Raw genomic sequence first — 20,061 nt, forward strand, 5'->3', positions numbered from 1 at the left:
ATGAATTCAGAACTACTACACGCCAAACTAAAGGAAAATTTTGGATTTGAAAAATTCAGACCCAATCAGGAAACTATCATTACTACAGTCTTGTCTGGTAATGACGCTCTGGCTATTATGCCAACCGGAGGAGGAAAATCGATATGCTTTCAATTACCTGCGCTTGTACTGCCAGGAATAACGATTGTAATTTCACCTCTGATCGCTTTAATGAAAGATCAGGTTGACAGTTTAAAATCAAATGGTATTTCAGCTTGTTACATCAACAGCAGCCAATCTTCAGAAGAACAGCAGTATTATATAGAAAATTTAAAAACGAATACTTTTAAACTTGTTTACATTGCGCCTGAAAGTTTATCGTATTTAGACACCATTTTTAGCGAATTAACTATTAGTTTAATCGCAATCGACGAAGCACATTGTATTTCATCCTGGGGACACGATTTCAGGCCGGCTTATACCAATTTGGGTTATTTAAAAAACCGCTTCCCTTCTACTCCTGTTTTGGCTTTAACAGCAACTGCCGACAAAGCGACACGTGTTGATATTACAAAACAGCTCAATTTAAAAAATCCAAAAACTTTTGTAGCTTCTTTTGACCGAAAAAATTTAAGCCTTGAAGTACGCCCTGCATTAGACCGGGTAAAACAAATTATTGACTTTGTAGAAAATAAGCCAAATGAATCCGGAATAATCTATTGTTTAAGCCGAAAAACAACCGAAGAACTTGCTGAAAAATTAGCAAAAAACGGAATTGCAGCAAAAGCCTATCACGCAGGTCTAGACAATACAACCCGTGCCAAAACACAAGATGAATTTATAAACGACGATTGTCAGGTTGTATGTGCCACGATTGCATTTGGGATGGGAATTGATAAATCAAATGTACGATGGGTAATTCATTACAATCTTCCTAAAAACATAGAAGGTTATTATCAGGAAATTGGCCGTGCGGGTCGTGACGGCCTTCCTGCTGAAACGGTTTTATTTGAAAGTTATGCAGATGTAATTCAGCTTCAAAAATTTGCTTCGGATGGATTGAATGCAGATGTGCAGCTTGCCAAATTAGACCGAATGAAACAATATGCCGATGCTGTAAGCTGCAGGCGAAAGATTCTGCTTTCTTATTTCGGTGAATTGGTGACAGAGAATTGCGGTAATTGTGATATTTGCAAAAATCCGCCAACTTTTTTCGATGGGACGATTCTCGCACAAAAAGCGCTTTCTGCAATTACAAGATTACAGGAGTCTGAGCCTTTGGCTGTAATTGTTGATTTTTTAAGAGGCTCGAGAAACGCGTATATCTACGAAAAAAATTATCAGGAGCTAAAAACGTACGGAATTGGTGCTGATATTTCGTGGTACGACTGGAATCAATATTTAATTCAGCTTATTAATTTAGGATATTGCGAAATTGCCTTCCACCAGCATAATAAAATTTTATTGACGCCTTTTGCTAAAAAAGTTTTATTTGAAGGTGAAAAAGTAAAGCTTACAACAGTTGTCAAGAAAGTAATTGATAAAAATGAAATAAAACAAGAGAAAGCAAAGGCTGTTAAAAATTCTCTTTTTGAAACCCTTAGAAAATTACGTTATGAAATTGCTAAAGAAGAAGAAGTTCCGGCATATGTAATTTTCAGCGATGCATCTTTAAGACAAATGGAAATCTTAAGACCAATGAGCGATGAAGAGTTTCTGGCTGTTGAAGGTGTTGGAAAAGCAAAACTCGAAAAATACGGTGCAGAATTTATCAATGCAATTGTTGAGTTTCAAAGAAACAAATCGGTTGTTAAAAAAGAAAAAAAAGACAGCACCTACGCTAAAACATTAGAATTATTCAAAAACGGACTTTCTATTGAAGAAATCGCCGGGCAGCGAAATTTAGGAGAAACAACGATTGTTTCTCATTTAGCCAAATTATATACAGACGGTCATGATTTAGATTTAAGCCAGTTTGTTTCTAATGAAGAAATTGCTGCAATTGAAAAAGCACAGATTGAATTAGAAAAACCAAGCGCGTTAAAACCTTACTTTGATTATTTTGAAGAAAAAATGTCTTATGATAAAATCCGTTTTGGTTTAGCGTTTATTGAGAAAAAACAGAATTAATTTGAATTACATACTTTTCTAAATAACAAACCCGACAGGTTTTAAAACCTGTCGGGTTTACTTTATGTTTTAACTCCAAGCTTTACAAATATCTTTCTCTAAAAACTTTTTGATGATGTTTTGCATGGCCGATTATTACAAAACCTAAAGCTCTTACTGAAATTGGGTTGCCTGAAGCAGTTCCAATTCGTTTAAGCTGTTCATCAGATAAACTTTTGTAAAACAATAAATTTGAATGTCTTACGGCAGAAAATTCAGTTAATAAATCCTGAATACTTCTTTTGTTAGAATCAGTGTTGTCAGCATATTCACTTTCCTCAAAACTTGGCAGAGGCGTTTTATCATTTCTTGAAAATCTTAAAGCGCGATATGCAAAAATACGTTCTGTATCAATAACATGCTGAATGATATCTTTAATCGTCCACTTGCCTTCTGCATAACGATAATCAAATTTATCCATTGGAATATCCTGAACAAATCTGATAAACTCATGAAGCGAAATTTCTAATTCTTCAATTAAAATTCCATCGCCGGCTTCTTTGATATAAGTGCCAAAATGACCAGAGTATTCATTATCTAATAATTCTACGGTTTTCATTTCTGTTTATTATTTAAGCTGAATTTCTACTTGCATTTGTATTTCCAAAAAGAGATCTCGTTACAATTTTCTCGTACACTTTAATAAGCTCTTCATTTGGAGAACTCTCTTTGTTTAATTCATTTATTTTTGACAATGCATATTGTTGTATCGTCAACAATGGCAGTACAATACGCTCTCTTATTTGAATTGAAGCTATACCATCAGGATAATTTTCCATTAAGGTTTTATGACCTGCAATTTTCAATAAAAGACGTTTTGTTTCAGAGAATTCATCATGGATAATCTGCCAGAATTCACCAAACTCAGGATCTTTTCTCATGTAAGCTGTTAATGGTAAAAATGATTTAGCCAATGACATCATACTGTTTTCAAGCAGGGTTTTAAAGAACAATGAATTGTGGTACAAATCACTTACTTTGTCCCACTGGCCAGATTCTTCAAAATGTTTTAAAGCTGTTCCTACTCCAAAAAATCCTGGTACATTTTGTTTTAACTGACTCCAAGAACCCACAAACGGAATTGCTCTTAAATCAGCAAAATCTAATGATTCAGATTTACTTCTTTTTGATGGACGGCTTCCAATGTTTGTTTTAGAATAATATTTCAACGTACTCATTTTTTCCAAATAAGGAATAAATTTTGGGTGATTCTTAAAGCTCAAATACTTCTCATATCCTAAATCAGCTAATTGTGTCAGGATTTGAGTTTCTTGAGCAGATAATTCATTCTTTTCTTTACCAAATACCTGATTCGTAACACCGGCACTTAATAAGTTTTCGATATTAAAACGGCAAGAATCTAAAGTTCCAAAATTAGAACTAATAGTTTGTCCCTGAACTGTTATCTGGATTTCTTTATTTTCAATTTTTGGTCCTAATGAAGCGTAGAATTTATGTGTTTTTCCACCGCCTCGTGCAGGAGGTCCGCCGCGTCCGTCAAAGAAAATAGCTTTAATTCCGTATTTTCTTGAAATTTCAGTCAAAGAAATTTTAGCCTGATAAATACTCCAGTTAGCCATTAAATAACCGCCGTCTTTTGTTCCATCAGAGAAACCAAGCATAATTGTCTGCTCATTTCCTCTTGATTTTAAATGTTTAGAATATTCCGGATTAGTATACAGCTGCTCCATAATTTGGTGCGCATTCTGTAAGTCATCAACAGATTCAAAAAGCGGGATAATATCAACAGTTGGGTTTTCCCAATTGTTTAAGCGGATCATTGCAAAAGTCTCCATTACATTCAGAGCACTTTCATTGTTGCTGATAATGTAACGATTAGCGCCTTCTTCACCATTGTTTGCCTGAATCGTTTTGATAGCCTGAACAGATTCTAAAGTCGATCTTGTAATTTCGTTTTCAAAATCGGCAGGATTTAAATTCCCTTGTACTTTTGATAAAACATCGATTTTTTGATCTTCTGTTAAATCATAATAATTCTTAGGAAAAATATCTGAACCAGAATTCAAATAATAATTCACAACATCTTTAAATACGGCATTATGAATTTTGCTGTTCTGACGAATATCTAAAGTAGCAAAATGGAATCCGAATAGATTAATTTTTACTAAAAGTGCTTCTAATTCATCTAGATATAATGATTGATGTTTTTCAATAATTATAGTACGAATAGTATTCAACTGCGTTAATAATTCATCTAAAGTGATGAAAATTTCACCTTTAGAATAAAAAACAGAACGGTAAAGCTTATGTTCAAGATCAGATACCAAAGTATCTACACCTGAGAAAGTTAGCTTTCTTTTTAAGTTTCTCATTTCAACATAATAGCACTTTAAAATTGAAGTTCTTAAACGATCTGCAACTTTAAGAGTAATTTCTGTTGTAACAAATGGATTTCCGTCGCGGTCACCTCCAGGCCAGAATCCAAGTTTTATCAATTGATTCTTGATTGGGTTTCCGTCGTGAAGATTTTTTTGAAGATAATGTACAATTTCTCCGGCAGTAGCATAGAATACATTTTCAAGGTACCAAATTAAACTTACCGCTTCGTCGTAAGGATTTGGTTTTTCGTGCTGAATAAAAGGTGTTTTTCCCAGCTGCGCAAGCAATTGTTTAATTTGCAATAAATCGTTCTGACGAATTGCTTCTGTCAAATCATTTATAATTCCAAGTACCGGTCCAGGATAAAATTGTGTTGGGTGTGCTGTTAAAACTGTGCGGACATTAAAGCTTTCTAAGAAATCTACCAGTTCATCGTCTTTTTCCTTAGCGTCTGATTTTTCTTTAATATCTCGCAAAGAGCCGCGCCCTTCCATATTATTAACTTCAGGAAAAGCTGCATCTTCAATAGCATCAAATAATACAATCTGACGCTCAATATATTGAATAAATCGAAACATAAGATCGATTTTCTCAGTTTCTGAAGCATTGTTTAGGAACTTATTTGAAAAGAAATCAAAAATTTCTTTTGGTGTTTCCTGTTTTTTAAATCCCGTTTCGCAGGTTTCTGTAAATAAAGGAAGTAAAACTCCTGTGTTATCTATAGAATCAAATGGTAATGTTATGAAAACACTATTGTAAATGTGATATTTAGAAAGAACGTCTTTGTTAAAACGTTCTATTTTTGGCAACGTGTACATAATTGTGTTATAGTTGGTTGGTTAATTAGTCATAAAAAAACCCCAAGAAAAACTTGAGGTATATTTTATAATATAGCATTCAAGAGGAATTTTTACATATTTTTAAAAATAGTATGCATCAAACGCTTCTTATCGTTAATACTTTCCTCTAATGAAATCATAGTTTCAGTTCTGTAAACACCATCGATATCATCAATCATGAAAATAACTTCTTTTGCGTGTTTAGTATCTTTTGCTCTGATTTTACAAAAGATATTGAATTTTCCTGTCGTTACAGAAGCTACTGTTACGAACGGAATTTGATTGATACGCTCTAGTACAAATTTAGTTTGTGATGTATTGTTAAGGAAAACCCCAACATAAGCAATAAATGAATAACCTAATTTATCGTAATCTAAGGCTAATGAAGACCCCATGATGATACCGGCATCCTCCATCTTTTTTACTCTAACGTGTACTGTACCAGCAGAAATCAATAGTTTTTTTGCAATGTCAGTAAACGGTACTCTCGTGTTGTCTATTAACATATCTAAAATCTGGTGATCTACTTCATCTAAACGAAATTTACTCATAATTCTTTAATTAATATTACTAATTGCTATTACAAAGTATAAAAATATATATAAAAAATAACAAATTCACATAAAAATTAACTTTTTATCAACCCGTTAACAAATTTAATGTTTTTATTTAAATAAAAATCTGCTTTTTGGTTCATTTTCGGAATATTAGAATAATCATCAGAATAAACAGCTCCTCTTCCATCGTATTCGTAATGACCAAAATAATTTTCCAATTCGCCTGCCTCGACTATGTAAGCATTAAAATGAATCTTATTTTCAATCAATTCTTCTTTGTATTGTGCGACAAAATTCGTAATAATTTCGATACCATCATAATTTATTTTGATATTTTTATACATAAAATCATAAAAAACCACTTTATTTTGTGAAATATTCAAATAATCGGAATTTCTATTGACAACTAAATCGTTTTCGCTTATAAGCTTAAAGCTCGAAATTAGTGAGAAAAATATGTATTTTCTGGTAATTTCCCTATCGTAGTCGTTAGGATAATGGCCTGCTTCAAATAATATAGTAGGAACACCTAAAAACTGAAAAGTGTCTCCTATACAGTTTATATTGAACGAATCGTCAAATCTGCCCACTTGTCCGGGAATATATTTCTGCAATTCATCGTTAATTCCGGCAATTAAATTGATAGCTTTTTGGCGGTTTTCATTTATTTCCCTTTCCTCATTATAAGACGGAGCCAAAAAAGAAACCGTTGCAGGCTTTCCTGTGTCGCCTGCACCAAAAATTGTACGCTGATCGTGAAGATTAAAGCAGAAATCAGGCTTAAAAGCTTCGAAAACCTCTCTTAGAACATTACTTTCCGGCTGTGTAAGGTTTTGAGAATCGCGGTTTAAGTCAATTTTATTTGCGTTCTCGCGAGTATAAAGCCTGGCGCCGTCAGGATTTAAAATAGGAATGGCATAAAATGTAAATGTAGTAAGCATTTTTACTGCAAAATCAGATTTGCTGTTTAATACATTAATAAAGTCAAAAAGCGCTTTTGTTGTAGTGCTTTCGTTACCGTGCATTTGAGACCATAAATATATACGTGTTTTTCCTGTCCCAAATTGGTAACTATATATAGGTTCTCCTAAAACAGATTTGCCAATAACTTTTACTTCATTATTAGTATTTAATTTATCTAATAAAGGTTTGATATGATCTAAAGTTAGATAACGTCCTTCAATTGATTGTTCTTTGTATTGGTTAAATAATTCTTCTAAATTCATTGTGTTTTGATTAGTTTACAAAAGTAAACATCTTTATTTTTACAATTGTAAACATTGAAAAAATAACTGAATTTAGAAATGTAAACAGGTTTTTAGATTAAATTCAAGTATTTCTTTAAAAAGCAGTTAACAATTGTTATTACTTTAAGTGTTAAAAATTAAAACATTATATTTCAGTGATTTATACATCATTATATAAAGTAATTATTGGCTTATTTGTGTATAATTTAGAGTATTTACAACTGTAAAATTGCATTATCAAATCTTTTTAGTTACATTTGTAAACAGGTTAAATTTTAAATATAATTTACAATGGTAAACATCGATGATTTTGTAAAAAGACTGGAAATAATACTCGATTATTATGGACTAAATGCTTCTTCTTTTGCAGACAAAATTGGCGTGCAGCGATCTAGTATGTCTCACCTATTGTCTGGAAGAAATAAACCAAGTCTTGATTTTGTCATGAAAATTCTGGATGTTTTTCCAGAAGTAGATTTATATTGGATGCTTTTAGGAAAAGGAAATTTTCCTAAATCTGAAAATGAAACTTTAAAATTTGAACCTAAATCTGATCTAAAAAGTGAAGACTCCCCTGCTTCATCAAATGAAAATCATTCTGAAATTGATTTGTTTTCTCAGTTACATTATGAAGAAGAAAAAACTCCAGTTAAAAATTATGCAGAGCCCAAAAGGTCAAATATAAGTTTTGAAGAAGACGAAATTGAGAAAATTGTATTTTTCTACAAAAACGGAACTTTTAAGGCTTATGTACCATAAGCCGAAAATTTCGCGTATTTGAAAATTTTTAAAATTATTTTTCATTTAAGCGATTCTCACGAATCATAAAAAATATCCAAAATTTAGATCTGAATTCCGTTTCCGGGAATTTTTCCTAAAACACCTTTATAATGCTGTTTTAAAATTTCCCAATCAGCTTCATAATTCCCTGTTGGGTAAAATGGCTTTCCAAGATTAACTTCTTTTTTGCCCCAGTCAAAAGCTACTGGAACAATTGGCACATTCGCTTTAAGCGCGATATAATAAAAACCCGTTTTAATTTCGGTTACTCCTTTTCTGGTTCCTTCCGGAGCAACTGCCAAACGAAAAACTTCTTTACGATCAAAAATAGCAGCGATAGAATCTACTTTATTTAATCCGCCCGTGCGGTCAATTGGTTCACCGCCAACATTTCTAAAATAATATCCAAACGGAAATTTGAATAATTCTTTCTTTCCAACCCAATTCATCTGCAGGCCGGAAATTCCTCTGGTTAATAAACCAATATAAAAATCATGGTTACTTGTATGAGGCATTACCATTAATATACATTTTTTCACTTCGGCATTTTCTATTCCCACTATTTTCCAGCCCATTAGCTTATAAAAGATGAATTTATAGAGTCTTTTCTTCATTAAAATTGATATTTCTTGCAAAATAAAAGATTTAAAATGGTATTTTTGAGTAAAAGCATTACAAAATGATTCAAAAACTATTCAGTTATCTTTATCCAATTAAAATCTTCAAAAAAAAATCGGCCCGAAGCAAAGTTATCGAAGTTACCTGGGCAAATGGAGAGCTGGTTTTAGATTCTGAAAACACTAATTACTCTTACGGAAGTCTGCAGCGCATATTAAGATACGGACTTCGAAATATTGGTTACAATAAAGTTCTCGAAATGGATCATATATTGGTTCTGGGAGTTGCCGGCGGCAGCGTAATCAAAACATTGGTTGATGAAATCGAATATAAAGGAAAGATTACGGGTGTTGAAATTGATTCCGACATGATTCAGATCGCCAATCAGTATTTTAACTTAAATGAAATACAACAGCTCGAAATTGTAATTGATGATGCCTTTGAATTTGTTTTAAAAACTAAAGATAAATATGATTTAATAATTATTGATATTTTTGAAGATACCAATATGCCTAACTTTTTGTTTGAAAAGTTTTTCAGCGAGAGAATTTGTTTTCTTTTAAAAGATCACGGCTTCGTTTTATTTAATACAATGATTTTAGACGAAGCTCATAATGTTAGAAACAGAAAGTATATATCTGAAATAAATCCAAAATTGTTTACTTCAAAAATGCTGCCCCGCATAGAAGTGCATAATGAACTAATAATAATCGAAAAGCAGTCTTAAATATTATCTTTATGAAACCTCTTGAATCTATATTAAAAGCCTTACCACCTACTAAAATTATCGATGCCTCTATTGATTTTTCAAAATATCTTCCTTTAGATTTATCTATAACTAATACAGAATTAGTCGAAAGTAAACCTGAAACATCTGAAGATTTTGAGCGTTTTATTTTTGGATATTTAGCAGATAATAATGCAGAGGTTGCTTATGGCGGCTACATTGAAGGACGTAACTTATATAAAAGGAGTACCATTTTTAAAAACGATTCTATTGCCGAAAGAAATATTCATATAGGGCTTGATTTATGGGCAAAAGCCGGAACTGCTGTTTTAGCACCGCTGGATGGAAAAGTACACAGTTTTCAAAACAACGAAGGTCTTGGGGATTATGGACCTACTATAATATTAGAACATGAAGCTGAAAATGAAAAATTTTATACTTTATACGGACATTTATCGTTAGAAAGTATAGAAAACCTTACCGTTGGGACAATTTTTAAAAAAGGCAGCCAAATTGCCGCATTAGGAAATTCAACTGTTAACGGAGATTATGCACCCCATGTTCACTTTCAGATTATAAAAAACATGGAAGACAAATGGGGCGATTATCCCGGAGTCTGCAATACAAACGATTTGAATTTTTATATAGAAAATTGCCCCGACCCTAACTTATTATTAAAAATAACTTAAATGATTATGAAGAAAGCGGGATTGATTATATGTTTGCTATTATTATTAATTGGATGTAAATCTAAAACTGTAAGCAGAGATACTGAAGATTTAAAAATTAAAAAAGTTTCTAATGCCGAAATTAGTTCTGAACAGCAGAGAAAAGCTTATGAACTAGGAAAAAGAGTTTTAGAAACCTGTAACACATCAAAGTTCAAACCTTTTAATGAAACTGAAGTTACTCAGTCTGTTAGAGAAAATACGACAGAAGAACGATTGACTAAAACCTGTACAAGATTTAGACAATATTATGGAAGTTTTATTGATTTGAAATTAGACGGAGTTTATAAAACTAAAAACGAAGTTATTTACCGTTATCACGCTTTATACAGTAAAAAAGTAGCTAACAAGGAACTTCGCGTTTTTGTAAACGAAGAAAATTTAATATCTGCCATAAAATCAATGGACTGGGATGAAAAATTTGATGCCAAAATAGCCGAACAATAAAGTACAACTATATGAAATTAAAAATGCCACTGCTTTTATTACTGTTTATTGCAGCTTTTGTAAATGTTAATGCGCAGCAGACCATGAGCGTAAAAGGTTCTCAGCCATTTCCGGCAACACAGGATTATACATTTATCTGCGAAAAATATGCTTTTACAGGCGAAACCAATATTCAGATTGCAAAAACAGATAAAGGCGGCATTTTAAAAATAACCATTGCAACATCAAATGATAAGGCCAGAATTGCCGGCGGACTTTATGTAGATTTGGCTAACGCCGATGTTATTGCTTGTGTAGACAAAAACGTAAAAGAATCATCTGATGGAAAAACAACATCTTATTATTACATTACTCCTGCCGAATTTGCTAAACTGAAAAAAAATGACATTTATGCTGTTCGATTCATTATAAACGGCGGCGCAAATACTTTTGGAAACGAAACCGGATATTTTACCGCACATAACAAAAAGAATTATTTTTCAACGGCTTACGATACATCTAAAAAGAGTTACGACACGGCTAAAGAAATTAGTGTTTTATAAACAAAACATTTTATAAAATAAAGCTTATATTTATATTCTAATTTCAAATTTATGACTCCCAACGAAGCTTTAATTACAAAGTTCTATACTGCTTTTTCCAATTCTGATTTTAAAACAATGGCTGAATGTTATCATCCAAAAGTTCATTTTATTGATCCGGCATTTGGTTTATTAAAAGGAGAACAAGTTTCTAAAATGTGGGAAATGCTTTTATCCAGAAGTAAAGGAAACATTAAAATTGAATTTTTTGATGTTAAAGCTGATGAGTTTACAGGATCTGCAAAATGGGTGGCTACTTATAATTTTAGTAAAACCAACCGAACTGTAGTAAACAGAATTTCTGCCGAATTTACTTTTCAAGATGGATTAATTATCAAACATACAGACAGTTTTGATGTTTGGAAATGGTCAAAACAAGCTTTTGGAACCACCGGATATTTACTGGGCTGGACAGGTTTTTTTCATAAAAAAATCCAGCAGCAGGCATTGCTGTCTTTAAAGAAATTTCAGGAATCAAAATAATTTCTGTATTCCAATATACAAATACTAAAAGTATTTTTAGTCTGCTTTCAATATCTGCCTTCGTGTAGATTATAATTTACTTGGTGCTGAATTAATCGTGTTGTAATAATAAAAAACATGAAAGAAATAATACACAAAAAGTTAAATCAATTGCAGGCAACGGCAATCTGCGGAAACGATATTAGTTCATCCTGTCTTTACGTATCGGCGTTAACGATTTTGTATGCAGGACAATATGCTTGGATTTCACTTTTAATTGTAGCAGTTGTTTTATTTTTATTCAGAAAAATTTATGGTGAAGTTGTTGGGGCAATTCCGTTAAACGGAGGAGCTTACAATGTTCTATTAAATACATCTACAAAACGTTTAGCATCTCTGGCGGCCACATTAACCGTTTTGTCTTATATGGCAACAGCAGTAATTTCGGCTTCGGAAGGAATGCATTACCTGCACGGAATTTTTGAAGGATTAAATGTTACCATTGCCACAGTAATTGTTTTAGTTTTATTTACTTTTCTCGCAATCCTCGGAATCGGTGAATCTGCTTTTGTGGCTGTTATCATTTTTGTAACCCATATTGCCACTTTGAGTTTGCTTGTTCTCGCTTCGATTTGGTTTATTTTAAATCACGGATTAAACATTTTTCATATTAATTGGGAAACACCTATTGCTTTTGGCAGTCTGAAAACTGCTCTTTTTTTAGGTTTTTCAGCTGCAATGCTCGGAATTTCTGGTTTTGAAAGTTCTGCCAATTTTGTAGAAGAACAGCAGCAGGGCGTTTTTCCAAAAACACTGCGCAATATGTGGGCGCTTGTCAGTTTTTTTAATCCCGTAATTGCAATTTTGTTAATAAGCGTAATTCCCCTGGCACAAGTTGGAGAAAACAAAGAATCACTTTTAGCACATTTAGGAGAAACCACAGGCGGATCATGGCTTGCATGGCTTATTTCTATAGATGCCGTTTTGGTGTTATGCGGTGCCGTTTTAACTTCATTTGTGGGTGTCTCAGGATTATTAAACCGAATGACTCTTGACAGAATCCTGCCTAACTTTTTCTTAAAACAAAACAAAAGAGGATCACATTATAGAATCGTAATCAGTTTTTTGATTCTTTGTATATCAGTGCTTTTTGCAACAAACGGTCATTTAGAATCTTTGGCCGGAGTTTATACTTTTTCATTTTTAGCTGTAATGGCTTTATTCGGAATCGGAAATCTGCTTCTTAAATTTAAAAGACGAAAATTACCAAGACCTGAGCGTGCGCACGGATTGGCTGTATTTGCTGCCGTTTCTTTTATCATTGCCGCTTTTATCGGAAATATGAAATTAAACATTAACGCTTTTTACACCTTTTTACAATACATGGTTCCGGCTCTGATTTTCATCGGAATAATGCTCAATCGTGTTATACTTATAAAAGTGCTTATCGAAATTTTAGAATATTTCTATCAGCCGCTTCGCAAAATGGTAATTCTCAGCAATCGTTACCTTCAAAATTTAAGTGCCGAAATTAATTCTCAGGAATTTGTTTTTTTTACCAAAGGTGATAATATTGCCATTTTAAACAAAGTTCTTCAATATGTAGAAGGCAACGAAACGACCAAAAAGCTAAAAATTGTTTATGTAAAAAATGACGGCCTTATAAACGAAGCTTTGGTAAAAGATTTAGAAGTTCTGGATCGTGCTTACGACAATATAGATATTGAATACCTTGAAATTGAAGGCGTTTTTGGTCCTGAAATTATAGACGAATTATCTCAGAAATGGAAAATTCCTAAAAACTTTATGTTTATAGGTTCTCCCGGAAACAAATTCTCGTATCGTGTTTCAGATCTTGGCGGCGTACGTTTGATTATGTAGTTTTTTTTTGGAAAACATCTTTCTAATAAAACAACAAACCCGACAGGTTTTAAAAACCTGTCGGGTTTTCTATATTAAACTTCGTGGACTTTAAAGTTAAATTGAAAAGTTAAGATTTAAACCAGCTTTCTACCAATTCATCTTCAAACGAAACTGCATTTTTATGAACAAACTCATTTGTATTTTTATTGTAAGAATAGTCTAAAGCCCAGGTTTTATGATTTTTAGCTAAATCTTTGATGCTCTCGCATACAAAAGCAATTTCTTCATTGGTTGTAGTTGGATGAATCGACATTCTAATCCATCCCGGTTTTTTGATTAAATCACCAATCGTAATTTCGTTAACCAGTTTATTAGAGGTCTCCTGATCTACGTGCAATAAATAATGACCATAAGTTCCTGCACAGCTGCATCCGCCGCGAGTCTGGATTCCAAATCGGTCATTTAATAATTTCACGCCTAAGTTAAAATGCAGATCTTCAATAAAAAATGAAATTACGCCTAAACGATTTTTATGCTGTCCTGCCAAAATTTTAATATTCTCAACAGGTTCCAATTCATTGAAAACAAAATCTACAATTTCATGCTCACGCTCCAGGATGTTTTCGATTCCCATTTCTTCTTTCAGCTCAATTGCCAAAGCAGTTTTAATAACCTGAAGAAATCCCGGAGTTCCGCCATCTTCGCGATCCTCGATATTGTCAATATATTTATGTTCGCCCCAAGGATTAGTCCAGCTTACCGTTCCTCCTCCAGGACAATCGGGAATCATATTGTTGTATAATTTTTTGTTGAAAATCAAAACTCCCGAAGTTCCAGGCCCACCTAGAAATTTATGAGGTGAAAAGAAAATCGCGTCCAAATAAGATTCTGGATCTTTTGGATGCATATCGATTTCAACATAAGGACCAGAGCAGGCAAAATCTACAAAGCAAACTCCATTATATTGATGCATTAATTTTGCAGCATCATGAAAAGGAGTTTTTATTCCCGTAACATTCGAACAGGAAGTTATAGAAGCAATTTTTATAGTTCTGTCGCTGTACTTTTGCAGCAGTAACTCTAAATTATCTAAACAAAACAAACCTTTTTCGCAAGATGGAATAATTTCAACATCTGCAATAGTCTCTAACCAAGACGTTTGATTAGAATGATGCTCCATGTGGGAAATAAAAACAATAGGTTTTTTATCTGCCGGAACAGTCGTAAAACTTTTAAGGTTTTCAGGAATTTTCAAACCCAGAATACGCTGAAATTTATTGATAACTCCCGTCATTCCGGTTCCATCTGTAATCAAAACATCATCTTCGTTTGCGTTTGTATGACGTTTTATAATATGTCTGGCATGATGGTACGCCTTTGTCATGGCAGTACCTGACACGGTAGTTTCAGTATGCGTATTGGCAACAAACGGTCCAAATTGGTTCAAAAGTTTCTCCTCAATTGGTCTGTAAAGCCTTCCGCTGGCAGTCCAATCAGTATAAATAATGTTTTTTTTGCCAAAAGGTGACATAAATTCCTGATCTATGCCAACGATATGATGTCTAAATTCCTGAAAATAAGTTTCTAGACTGATGGTACTATTTTTGGTATTCATTTGTTGTGCCTGTGTTTGACTGCAAATATATTGCTTTTTTACAATATTGAGAATTTATCAATTATAAACTTTAAATATTGAATAAACTTTTGGTATCTTTAGTTAAAAGGATGTTTTTTAGATAAATTATCACAATATTCTATCGGATTAATAGGGCATGTAAACTTAAACATTACATTTATGGGAAATTTATCAACAGCCACTTTTGGTGGTGGATGTTTTTGGTGTGTAGAAGCTGTAATTCAGCGTTTAAAAGGAGTTGAAACAATAAAGTCTGGTTATTCAGACGGTTTTATAAAAAATCCGGCTTATCGTGAGGTATGCACAGGAAGAACGGGACATGCAGAAGTTATTCAGGTTACGTTTGACTCTGACATAATTTCATATCATGATTTGCTTACTGTTTTTATGACAAGCCACGACCCTACAACTTTAAATCGTCAGGGAGGCGACAGCGGAACGCAATACCGCTCTATCATTTTATATCATGATGAAGCACAAAAAGAAATTGCTGAAAAAGTATTTGAAGAAGTACAGCCAGTTTATGATGATCAAATTGTAACGCAGTTAAAACCGTTTGAAGTGTTTTATGAAGCCGAAGATTATCATCAAAACTATTACAATAACAATCAGGAAGCTGGTTACTGCCAGTTTGTAATCGATCCAAAGGTTCAAAAACTAAAAAAAATGTACGCTGATAAATTGATCAGCTAAAAAGAATAGACCACAGATTACACAGATTAAACGGATTTCTTTTTTTTTATGCAAATAGAAGACAGATTATAGATTTAAATAGATCTGTTTGATCAGTTTTTAACCTGTCTGATCTGTGGGCTGAACAGAAACTCAAATGAAAAATTTAAAAATAAATAATCGATTTACTGCCGAATTACCTGCAGATCCTGACTTAACAAATGAAACTCGTCAGGTTAAGAATACGGCGTTTTCGTATGTAAATCCAACAAAACCTTCAAATCCAAAACTAATTCACGCTTCTGAAGAAACAGCAGCATTAGTTGGTATTTCAAAAGAAGAAATCCAATCTGAAGAATTTTTGAATGTTTTTTCAGGAAAAGAAATTCTTCCTGAAACGCAGCCGTATGCGATGTGTTATGCCGGACATCAGTTTGGTAATTGGGCCGGACAGTTAGGAGACGGCCGCGCAATCAATTTAACTGAGGTTGAAAATAACAATACGTTTTATACGCTTCAATTAAAAGGTGCAGGAAAGACTCCCTATTCCAGAACTGCTGACGGTTTAGCTGTTTTGCGTTCTTCAATACGAGAATATTTATGTGCCGAAGCCATGCATCATCTAGGTGTTCCCACTACCCGATCACTTTCATTAATACTTTCCGGAGATCAGGTTTTGCGTGATATTTTATATAATGGCAATCCTGCCTATGAAAAAGGTGCTGTTGTTTGCCGCGTTGCTCCTTCGTTTATTCGCTTTGGAAGTTTTGAAATGCTGGCTGCCCGAAATGAGCTTAAAAACTTAAAACAATTTGTAGAATATACGATCAAACATTATTTCCCTGAAATTACAGGCGAACCCAAAGAGCAGTATTTACAGTTCTTTAAAAAAGTGGCTGATACAACACGTGAAATGATTTTGCATTGGCAGCGAGTTGGTTTCGTTCATGGTGTTATGAATACTGATAATATGTCGGTTCACGGAATTACAATTGATTACGGACCTTATGGCTGGCTTGAAAATTACGATCCAAACTGGACTCCAAATACGACAGACAGCCAGAACAAGCGATATCGTTTTGGAAATCAGCCGCAAGTTGCACATTGGAATTTATACCAATTGGCAAATGCTATTTATCCTTTAATTAATGAAACTGAAGGATTAGAAAAAATCTTAGAATCATTTATGGATGATTTCGTTTTAGATTATAAAGTAATGTTTCTAAATAAATTAGGGCTGTTTACTTCAACAGAAACTGACAATGATTTAATTGATAATCTGGAAGCTGTTTTGCAATTAACAGAAACTGATATGACTATCTTTTTTAGAAATTTAAGTTCTGTCAAAAAAGCAGATTCTGTTGAAAAAGCTATTGAAAAAGTTCAATTTTCGTTTTATAAAATTGAAGAAGTTTCAGGAGAAATTTTAGATGCCTGGAAGAAATGGTTCTCTGTATATCTTGAAAGATTAAATGCAGAAGTATTATCAGATGAAGAACGTTTACAAAAAATGAACTTAATTAATCCGAAATATGTACTTCGAAATTATATGGCGCAATTAGCGATTGATGCCGCTGATAAAGAAGATTATTCGTTGGTAAACGAGCTTTATAGTTTACTGCAAAAACCTTATGACGAACAGCCGGAATACCAAAAATGGTTTGCCAAACGACCAGATTGGGCAAGATCTAAAGTTGGCTGTTCAATGCTTTCTTGCAGTTCTTAAGTTTTAGTCGCAAATTCACTAATTTTCACTAATTATTAAATTTTGTCACATCGAGCGAAGCCGAGATGCTCGTTTGTTCTCGTCTTCGCTCGAACTGACAATGTATAAAATACATACAATAAATTCGCGGTTATTATTTTGAAGTTATGTAATCCATAATCATATTTGCATGGATTCTTGAGTTTTCTATAAACCATTTATGCGTCTGCATGCCGCCACACACAACACCTGCAAGAAATAATCCTTCTACATTTGTTTCCATTGTTTCCGGATTATATACTGGTATTTTCAATTCATCATTAGAAAGCTGAATTCCAATATTTTCAAGAAAATTCAAATCTGGTTTGTATCCTGTTAAAGCTAAAACAAAATCATTTTCAATAGTAACTTTTCCGTTTGGAGTTTCAATTTCAACTTCATTTTCGCGAATTTCAGTAATATTTGATTCAAAATACGCTTTAATGCTTCCTTCAGCAATTCGGTTTTCAACATCGGGTTTAACCCAATATTTTACTCTGCTGTTGATTTCGTTTTTACGAATTACCATCGTTACATTTGCACCTTTTCTCCAGCATTCCAAAGCCGCATCTACAGACGAATTATTGGCGCCAACAACCAAAACATTCCTAAAAGCATATTCATGCGCTTCTTTATAATAATGGCGGACTTTAGGTAATTCCTCCCCTTTTACATTCATTAAAATTGGAATATCATAAAATCCTGTAGCAATGATTACATTTTTAGACTGATACAAACTTTTATCTGTCGAAACCACAAAAAGAGAATTTTCGACTTTTTTTATCTCGGTTACTTTTTCAAATAAATTAATATTGAAATTAAAATAACGATGAATATTTCGGTAATATTCCAAAGCTTCCTGACGTCCAGGTTTTGGCGCTAAGCAATTAAATGGAATGTCCCCAATTTCAAGTCTTTCGGCAGTTGAAAAAAAAGTCATGTATAACGGATAGTTGAAAATACTATTTACAATAGCTCCTTTTTCTATAATTAAATAACGTAAGTTTTTCTTTTGAGCTTCAATTGCGCAGGCCAGCCCAATTGGTCCGCCTCCCACAATAATTAAATCATATTGATCTGTCATAAATTATTCTTTTCTCCAGTTTTTAAATGGATTTTTGCTCAAATAAGCATTGTAATATCTTTCATCATTTGTAACTTCTTCGCCCAGCCAGTCAGGTTTTTCGAAATTTTCTGTTTCAGACTGCAGTTCAATTTCTGCCATAATTAAACCTTCATTTTCTCCATAAAATTCATCTACTTCGTAAATATGATTTCCCGATTTAATTTCATAACGCGTTTTTTCAATTTTGCCTTTTTCGCATAATTTTAATAACTCGGCAGCTTCATCCAGCGGAATTTGATTTTCCCATTCAAAACGCGACATACCGCCTTGATGTCCAATTCCTTTTATCGTCAAATAAGCTTTTTCGCCTTTAATTCTAACACGAACGGTTCTTTCCGGAACTGAACTCAAGTAACCTTGTGCAATATTATTTTTTGCAAATGCCTGTTCTTTAAAATCATCAGATTTTACAAGAAACTTTCTTTCTATTTCGAGCATTTTTATTCTAAATTTATTTTACTGCAAGTTACTCAATTTAATTCAGTCAGAATATTGGGTTTAATAAAATCTAAATTTTTTAATTGGTTTCAATTTAAACTTTTACAAGTATAAAATGCAACCAATTAATCTGATTATTAATATGTTGCGTGTTTTTATTTTCGCTAAATTTGGTTGAATCTTAATTTATTTACTTATGTCTAAAAAAGCACTTTACCTATTAGGCATTGCTCTCACCATAATTTTAGGTACTTTTTTGTACATAAAGTTTTGCTGCAATTGCGCTGTGACCGAACCGAAGGCTGGTCCCGAAAAAGCACCTCCAACGGTAATTAAGAACGAAAATTTTGTCCCTTTTGTACTTAATGGCTCCGGATTTGAATATCAAACAAATGATAATTTTAAATTCTTAAAAAATAATTCTGCCTTGATTCAGCCAATAAGTGACTCAATTTCAATTGGAATCGAAAATCTTAAAACTTTTTTAGTTTCAAATCCTAAACAAAAAGTAACAATTACAGGTTACGCAACATCTGATGAAACGAATACTACCAAATTTGAAAATCTTGGTCTCGCAAGGGCAAATGATGTTAAGAATTACTTTGTTTCCAAAGGGTTAGCATCTTCTCAATTAGATACTGAAGGAAAAATCATAAACAGCTGGGAAACAAATGCCGATACCTTAATTGGACCTGTTGAATACAAATTTGAAACTGCCGATACGACTTCGTCGGTTACTGATGAATGGTCTGCCTTAAAAGATAAAATCAACGCTGATCCGCTGACGCTTCATTTCAATACTAATAAATCCAGTTTTAATTTAACTAATGATGAAAAACAGAAAGTATCTGATATTTCTAAATATTTAGAAAATGTAAAAAATGCTTCTGTTTTAATTATCGGACACAGTGATAATGTGGGAAATAGAGAATCAAATATTGTTCTGGCACAAAAACGAGCTGATTTTACTAAAAACTATTTAATTAAAAATGGTATTGAAGCTTCGAGAATCGAAACTGAATCAAAAGGCCCTGATGAACCAGCGGGTGATAATACAACTGCTGAAGGAAAAGCAAGTAATCGAAGAACTGTAATTACAATCAAATAA

The 20,061-nt window shown here is 33.0% G+C and carries 19 protein-coding genes; 11 read left to right on the top strand and 8 right to left on the bottom strand.

The window, feature by feature from the left end; translation table 11 throughout:
* The gene (recQ, locus tag PQ462_RS12050) at positions 1 to 2,109 is read left to right on the top strand and encodes a DNA helicase RecQ (RefSeq protein ID WP_274253683.1); all 2,109 of its coding nucleotides are present in this window, start codon (positions 1 to 3) and stop codon (positions 2,107 to 2,109) included.
* Positions 2,110 to 2,191: 82 nt separating this feature from the next.
* Here the strand turns inward: recQ and PQ462_RS12055 are convergent, their stop codons facing one another.
* The 4 genes from PQ462_RS12055 to PQ462_RS12070 form a co-directional block, all read right to left on the bottom strand.
* Positions 2,192 to 2,707 carry a DinB family protein gene (locus PQ462_RS12055; RefSeq protein WP_274253684.1) on the bottom strand — a complete coding sequence of 172 codons (516 nt, stop codon included), beginning with the start codon at positions 2,705 to 2,707 and terminating at the stop codon, positions 2,192 to 2,194.
* Between the two features lie 13 nt (positions 2,708 to 2,720).
* The gene (locus PQ462_RS12060; protein WP_274253685.1) at positions 2,721 to 5,306 is read right to left on the bottom strand and encodes a phosphoenolpyruvate carboxylase; all 2,586 of its coding nucleotides are present in this window, start codon (positions 5,304 to 5,306) and stop codon (positions 2,721 to 2,723) included.
* A 92-nt stretch (positions 5,307 to 5,398) separates the two neighbouring features.
* Positions 5,399 to 5,878: an Lrp/AsnC family transcriptional regulator gene (locus tag PQ462_RS12065; RefSeq protein WP_008468989.1), complete on the bottom strand. Its 480-nt coding sequence runs from the start codon at positions 5,876 to 5,878 to the stop codon at positions 5,399 to 5,401.
* Between the two features lie 77 nt (positions 5,879 to 5,955).
* Complete coding sequence (locus PQ462_RS12070; protein WP_274253687.1) at positions 5,956 to 7,110, bottom strand: M14 family metallopeptidase; 1,155 nt, start codon at positions 7,108 to 7,110, stop codon at positions 5,956 to 5,958.
* Between the two features lie 312 nt (positions 7,111 to 7,422).
* Here PQ462_RS12070 and PQ462_RS12075 point away from each other — a divergent pair, with 312 nt between their 5' ends.
* Positions 7,423 to 7,890: a helix-turn-helix domain-containing protein gene (locus PQ462_RS12075; RefSeq protein WP_274253688.1), complete on the top strand. Its 468-nt coding sequence runs from the start codon at positions 7,423 to 7,425 to the stop codon at positions 7,888 to 7,890.
* An 83-nt stretch (positions 7,891 to 7,973) separates the two neighbouring features.
* Here PQ462_RS12075 and PQ462_RS12080 read toward each other — a convergent pair whose 3' ends face one another.
* Positions 7,974 to 8,525: a 1-acyl-sn-glycerol-3-phosphate acyltransferase gene (locus tag PQ462_RS12080; protein WP_012024863.1), complete on the bottom strand. Its 552-nt coding sequence runs from the start codon at positions 8,523 to 8,525 to the stop codon at positions 7,974 to 7,976.
* Positions 8,526 to 8,590: 65 nt separating this feature from the next.
* Between PQ462_RS12080 and PQ462_RS12085 the strand changes: the two genes are divergently transcribed.
* The 6 genes from PQ462_RS12085 (at position 8,591) to PQ462_RS12110 (ending at position 13,355) form a co-directional block, all read left to right on the top strand.
* Complete coding sequence (locus PQ462_RS12085; protein ID WP_274253689.1) at positions 8,591 to 9,256, top strand: spermidine synthase; 666 nt, start codon at positions 8,591 to 8,593, stop codon at positions 9,254 to 9,256.
* 11 nt (positions 9,257 to 9,267) lie between these two features.
* The gene (locus tag PQ462_RS12090; protein ID WP_274253690.1) at positions 9,268 to 9,945 is read left to right on the top strand and encodes a peptidoglycan DD-metalloendopeptidase family protein; all 678 of its coding nucleotides are present in this window, start codon (positions 9,268 to 9,270) and stop codon (positions 9,943 to 9,945) included.
* Between the two features lie 6 nt (positions 9,946 to 9,951).
* On the top strand, positions 9,952 to 10,431 hold the full coding sequence (locus PQ462_RS12095; RefSeq protein ID WP_149208498.1) for a hypothetical protein: 480 nt from the start codon (positions 9,952 to 9,954) through the stop codon (positions 10,429 to 10,431).
* Between the two features lie 11 nt (positions 10,432 to 10,442).
* A complete protein-coding gene (locus tag PQ462_RS12100) occupies positions 10,443 to 10,973 on the top strand; it encodes a hypothetical protein (protein WP_274253691.1) in 531 nt (176 codons plus the stop codon).
* Positions 10,974 to 11,024: 51 nt separating this feature from the next.
* Positions 11,025 to 11,495, top strand: a complete 471-nt coding sequence (locus PQ462_RS12105) for a nuclear transport factor 2 family protein (RefSeq protein ID WP_073411167.1) — start codon at positions 11,025 to 11,027, stop codon at positions 11,493 to 11,495.
* A 117-nt stretch (positions 11,496 to 11,612) separates the two neighbouring features.
* Positions 11,613 to 13,355 carry an APC family permease gene (locus PQ462_RS12110; RefSeq protein WP_274253693.1) on the top strand — a complete coding sequence of 581 codons (1,743 nt, stop codon included), beginning with the start codon at positions 11,613 to 11,615 and terminating at the stop codon, positions 13,353 to 13,355.
* Positions 13,356 to 13,464: 109 nt separating this feature from the next.
* Here the strand turns inward: PQ462_RS12110 and PQ462_RS12115 are convergent, their stop codons facing one another.
* A complete protein-coding gene (locus tag PQ462_RS12115; protein WP_274253694.1) occupies positions 13,465 to 14,952 on the bottom strand; it encodes an aminotransferase class V-fold PLP-dependent enzyme in 1,488 nt (495 codons plus the stop codon).
* A 180-nt stretch (positions 14,953 to 15,132) separates the two neighbouring features.
* Here PQ462_RS12115 and msrA point away from each other — a divergent pair, with 180 nt between their 5' ends.
* Positions 15,133 to 15,666 carry a peptide-methionine (S)-S-oxide reductase MsrA gene (gene msrA / locus PQ462_RS12120; RefSeq protein WP_274253695.1) on the top strand — a complete coding sequence of 178 codons (534 nt, stop codon included), beginning with the start codon at positions 15,133 to 15,135 and terminating at the stop codon, positions 15,664 to 15,666.
* 136 nt (positions 15,667 to 15,802) lie between these two features.
* On the top strand, positions 15,803 to 17,371 hold the full coding sequence (locus tag PQ462_RS12125; protein WP_274253696.1) for a protein adenylyltransferase SelO: 1,569 nt from the start codon (positions 15,803 to 15,805) through the stop codon (positions 17,369 to 17,371).
* A 133-nt stretch (positions 17,372 to 17,504) separates the two neighbouring features.
* On the opposite strand, the gene PQ462_RS12130 is transcribed toward PQ462_RS12125, so the two are convergent.
* On the bottom strand, positions 17,505 to 18,473 hold the full coding sequence (locus tag PQ462_RS12130) for a YpdA family putative bacillithiol disulfide reductase (RefSeq protein ID WP_274253697.1): 969 nt from the start codon (positions 18,471 to 18,473) through the stop codon (positions 17,505 to 17,507).
* A gap of 3 nt (positions 18,474 to 18,476) precedes the next feature.
* Positions 18,477 to 18,953: a CYTH domain-containing protein gene (locus PQ462_RS12135; protein WP_012024852.1), complete on the bottom strand. Its 477-nt coding sequence runs from the start codon at positions 18,951 to 18,953 to the stop codon at positions 18,477 to 18,479.
* 196 nt (positions 18,954 to 19,149) lie between these two features.
* On the opposite strand from PQ462_RS12135, the gene PQ462_RS12140 reads away from it, so the two are divergent.
* Positions 19,150 to 20,061, top strand: a complete 912-nt coding sequence (locus PQ462_RS12140) for an OmpA family protein (protein ID WP_274253698.1) — start codon at positions 19,150 to 19,152, stop codon at positions 20,059 to 20,061.

The sequence above is a fragment of the Flavobacterium sp. KACC 22758 genome (assembly GCF_028736135.1).
In the GTDB taxonomy this organism is placed as follows: Bacteria; Bacteroidota; Bacteroidia; order Flavobacteriales; family Flavobacteriaceae; genus Flavobacterium; species Flavobacterium johnsoniae.